Origin of the sequence: Methylophaga sp. UBA4204, from assembly GCF_002379485.1 — a bacterium.
In the GTDB taxonomy this organism is placed as follows: Bacteria; Pseudomonadota; Gammaproteobacteria; order Nitrosococcales; family Methylophagaceae; genus Methylophaga.
Genome location: NZ_DFTU01000055.1, coordinates 333 through 5,347, shown reverse-complemented (window position 1 = coordinate 5,347; position 5,015 = coordinate 333). Strand labels below are relative to the sequence as shown.

3 protein-coding genes are annotated in these 5,015 nt (G+C 46.0%); 1 reads left to right on the top strand and 2 read right to left on the bottom strand.

Features of this window, described 5'->3' with window-relative positions:
* Positions 1-1,967 (bottom strand): phosphoenolpyruvate carboxylase (locus B3182_RS07945; RefSeq protein ID WP_292752256.1); only part of this gene is annotated, 1,967 nt, incomplete at its 3' end.
* Entirely contained in the window at positions 1,964-3,430 is a 1,467-nt protein-coding gene (gene glgA, locus B3182_RS07940) for a glycogen synthase GlgA (protein ID WP_292353671.1), read from the bottom strand. The genes B3182_RS07945 and glgA, both read right to left, overlap by 4 nt.
* Positions 3,431-3,508: 78 nt before the next feature.
* Here glgA and zwf point away from each other — a divergent pair, with 78 nt between their 5' ends.
* Entirely contained in the window at positions 3,509-4,978 is a 1,470-nt protein-coding gene (zwf, locus tag B3182_RS07935; RefSeq protein WP_292353670.1) for a glucose-6-phosphate dehydrogenase, read from the top strand.
* Positions 4,979-5,015 lie beyond the last annotated feature (37 nt).

The following is a 5,015-nucleotide window of genomic DNA, read 5'->3' as shown; positions in this document are numbered from 1 at the left end:
CGCAAGATGGCATCATGCGTCGGGCCACCACCACGGCCGATGGTGCCACCACGGCCATGAAACATTCGGCAACCGATAGCATATTGTTCTGAAAGTCGACTGACCGTTTTCTGCGCCTGGTATAAATTCCATGCAGATGCCAGAATGCCACCATCCTTACAGGAATCCGAATAGCCAAGCATGACTTCCTGCATATTGCCCGAAGCACTGAGCAAGGTGCGGTACTGACTGTTCTCAAGCAAAGCAGACATTACCGGCTCGATATGCTCAAGATCCTCAATGGTTTCGAATAATGGTGCTACCCGGATATGGCAAAACCAGCCATGTTCATCCTGACCAATTAAATCGGCAAATCTGGCCAGCAGCATTACTTCCAGAATATGACTGGCCTGATGGGTCATGGAAATCACATAATTACCAAATGCTTTTTCACTGACCTCTACCCGCAGTCGGGCGATTAATCTGAATACATTGAGAATTTCCAGAGAGTCTGGCTGCAAATCGCCGTATATTTCTGGCAATCTGGGGGCCGACAGTAAATCCGATAACAACGTCTGGCGCTCTGCTTCATCCATTTGCAGATAATGGCGATTGAGGCCAGTGAGCGCTAATATCTCGCCCACCGCATCAGTATGCTTTGATGATTCCTGACGAATATCGAGATTATAAAGATAAAACCCAAAGGTTTTGACCAGCCGAATCAGATCGGTGAGTTCAGCGGCAGCTATCGCGATATCGCCATTATCCACCAGTGATTTATGTATCAGGTACAAATCCGCCAGAAACTCATCTTCGTTATGATAGGCCACACCGAGACTTTCAATTTGCAGATCCGGGCGAAAGAATTCTTCCAGAACAGCCAGATTATCTTTGAGCCGATAGCGCATCATATAAAGCTTGCGGCGGTAAGGCTCATTAATAAACCGTTGCGGATTGGTTGAAAAGGCTCCGGCAAAACGTTGTTCGCTCAGTTCGATATCGGTAGCCAAATCAGCATTGATCTCGCAGAGTGGCTGCGTCTGCGTCAGAATAAAACTGAGTTTAGTGACATCTTCCAGATAACGTCGAATTACCGTGCGCTTTTGCAGCGCTATCGCCATTTCCGTTGTTTGCGCAGTGACAAAGGGATTGCCATCACGGTCCCCACCAATCCATGAGCCAAAACGTAAATAATCTGGCACCACAATTGGTGTTTCCGGATCCAGTTCATCACCATAAACCCGACGAAGAGCATTCTCCAGGTTACGATAACTGCGTGGCACTGCATCAAACAGACTGACATTGAAATAATACAATCCGTTTTTGATTTCATCGCGAACTGATGGTTTAACCGCTCTTACTTCATCAGTTGACCAGAGCAGCTGGATTTGGCGTTTCAATTGGTTACGAATCTGCTGTTGATCAAACGGTGTTATCAGACCTTCAGTAAGTTTCTCATCAAGCAAAAACACGCGACGTAAGATTTCCATCACGGTGCGTCGTTTGGACTCGGTTGGATGGGCGGTAAACACCGGCATAAAAACCAGTTTTTCCAGCAAATCCTGTAGCTGTTTGATTGATACACCTTCATTTTTGAACTGAGTCAGTGTATCCAGAAACGAACCATGCCAGAGATTTCCACCGTTTCGCAGTTGAATTTGTCGATTATGGTGGTGATAGGCTTCTTCAGCCGTGTTGACCAGACTGAAATACAGATTAAAAGCGCGGATAACTTCACGTAAGGTCAGTTCATCCAACGATTCAATTTTATCCTTGAGAGTTTGACGCAGCTCAACATCATCTTCCTTACGCAGTCGGATAAATCCTTTGCGTAACTGCTCAATCACCTGATAAACCTCAGGCCCGGACTGTTCAGCGATAACTTCGCCCAATAAATTCACCAAAAAACGGACGTGTGAACGTAAATCTTTGTCCATAAGTAAATCAAGCGCCACAGCGCTACTGAAATCAACTTGCCGTGTTGTCATGAGTTATCCACTAATTGCTGATAAAGGTGCAAATAGGCTTGCGCGCTATTTATCCAACTAAAATCCTGCACCATTGCAGTCAGCATCATCCGTCGCCATAACCGGGGATGTGAAAATAATTCATTCACCGTTAACAGAGTATTGTACAAATCCTCGACGGTGGGCTTGGTAAATTTAAAGCCTGTTGCCAACATCTGTTTACGATTTTCTTCGTTCGCATCGACTACTGTGTCGGCCAGGCCACCGGTATTTCTGACGACAGGTAACGTGCCATAGCGCAGACTATACATTTGGTTCAAACCACAGGGTTCAAATCGTGATGGCATCAAAAACGAATCAACACCCGCCTCGATTTTATGCGCCAATGCTTCATCATAACCAAATTGGATGCCCACTTTATCAGGAAATCTGGCACGTAAAACACGCAAATCCTGTTCAAATCCGGCTTCGCCACTTCCCAAACAAACCAATTGGACATCTTTGCCTTCTGCCAGTAGACGATGAATCGCATCAATCGTGAGATCCACACCTTTTTGCGACACCAGCCGACTGATCATGCCAAACATCAATGTGTCGGCTGATTCGGGAAGAAAGAAATGCTGCTGCAATGCTTTTTTATTGAGCAATTTGGGTCGCAGGTTTTTAATACTGTAGTGGTGACTGATGAACTTATCGGTTTGCGGATTCCATTCCTGAGTATCAATACCATTCACGATACCACTGAGTCGTGATTGTTCTGAACGCAAGGCCAGTAAACCTTCCAGGCCATAACCGTATTCGTAATGACAGATTTCCTGCGCATAGGTGGGGCTGACGCTGGTGATGTGGTCGGCATAAACCAGGCCACCTTTCATAAAGGACATCATGCCGTAAAATTCAATGCCCTCAATCTGCCATAACGCATCAGGCAAATCGAGCATCTCAAATACTTCACGGGAAAACAACCCTTGGTAGGCCATGTTATGAATGGTGAAAACAGTAGCCGGGCGAGTCTTTTCCAGGCTGAGTAACGCAGGAATCAGACCGGTCTGCCAGTCATTACAATGCACTACATCGGGTTGCCAGTCTAATCCAGCATGATTGGTGGCTACCGCTACAACAGCGCGGCAAAATAACGCAAAACGTGCCGCATTATCCGCCCAGTCTGCCCCTTGTGTATCGCAATAAGGTCCACCATCCCGATCAAAATGCTCAGGAGAATCCACCAGCAACACGACAACATCACTATCCGGTAATTGTGCTTGCAGAAGCTGGATAGGCTGATGATAGCCCTCCAGTTTTACTGTGGCAATCAGCGGACATTCGCCTAATTGCTGCAGTGTGGCACGATATGCCGGCATGATAATACGAATATCCTGCTGCATCTGTGAAAGGGCCAATGGCAGACTGGCTGAGACATCCGCTAAGCCACCGGTTTTTATCAGCGGATGCACTTCACTACTTGCAAACAGAATTTTTCGCACTATGCTCTCCCAAAATTGTACAATTACTCAATTATATACGCTCAAAGGCATAGTCACAGCCTTGTAACGGGAGAAACCATGCAACCTTGTACTATTGTTATTTTCGGCGCCACCGGCGATCTGTCCCAGAAAAAACTGCTGCCCGCCTTGTATCATTTACAAGCGGAAAATCGTTTAACCGACGACACCCGCATCATTTGTATGGGACGCAAAGAAAGCACCCAGGAAGAGTGGCAGGAGCTGGTAACAGAATACGTTACTCCCAGAGTTCGTGGTGGCATCGATAACGATTTACTGCAAACTTTTCTGAAGAAAGTGCATTATTTCAAATGTGATATCAACGAAGCCTTCAGCTATCACGAATTGAAAAAACTGATCACTACACCGGAAAATGGTTTCTCTCAAAATATCGTTTTTTACCTCTCCATCAGTCCTTCTCTATTCAGCGTAGTGGGCGATCAGCTTTCTGCAGTTGGGTTGAATCAGGAAACTGATGGCTGGCGTCATCTGGTGGTCGAAAAACCCTTTGGTTACGATCAGAAAAGTGCCGCTGAACTGGAACGCATTCTGCGCAAAAACTTCACCGAAGAACAGACTTACCGTATCGATCATTACCTGGGTAAAGGCACGGTTCAGAATATCTTTGTTTTCCGCTTTGCCAATTTGTTGTTAGAACCCTTGTGGAATCACAAATACATTGATCACGTACAGATCACCCATGCCGAACAACAAGGTGTTGGTGGCCGTGCTGGCTACTATGATGGTTCGGGCGCTTTACGTGACATGATTCAAAGTCACTTATTGCAAGTGATGGCATTGGTCGCAATGGAACCACCTGCAGACATGGATGATGAATCATTACGCGATGAAAAAGTAAAAGTTCTCAAATCAATTCGTCCAATCACTAAAGACATCGTTGATCAACATGCTTTCCGTGGCCAATATGCGGCAGGTGAAATCAACGGCAAACCGGTCAAAGGTTATCTGGAAGAAGATGATGCACCTGCAGGCAGTGTGACCGAAACGTATGCCGCGATGAAAGTCTATATTGATAACTGGCGCTGGCATGGTGTGCCTTTTTATCTGCGTACAGGTAAATGCATGCCTGAATCAAAAGCGATGATTGCCATTCGCTTTAAAAAACCGCCTTTGGAATTATTCAAAGACACCAAAGTAGGTGAAAGTCATGCCAACTGGATTGTCATGGGTCTGCAACCTGACAATACGTTGCGTATTGAACTACAGGCCAAACAACCCGGGTTGGAAATGAAAGCGCATACCGTTGGTCTGGAAACAATGGAGTCCGATGACAACAAGCACAAGCTTGATGCTTATGAAGCATTAATCCTGGATGCTATCCAAGGTGATCGTTCTTTATTCCTGCGTGCTGATGAAGTCAATCTGGCCTGGAAAGCGGTTGATCCGATCCTGGAGAAATGGTCTGAAGAAAAAGATTTCATCCACACCTATAAAGCGGGTACCTGGGGTCCGGAAGAAGTGGAGCAATTAAAGGACAACAGTTGTCACGCCTGGCGTAACAATGTCTAGATAGCAAACAAAAAAACCGGACAATGTCCGGTTTTTT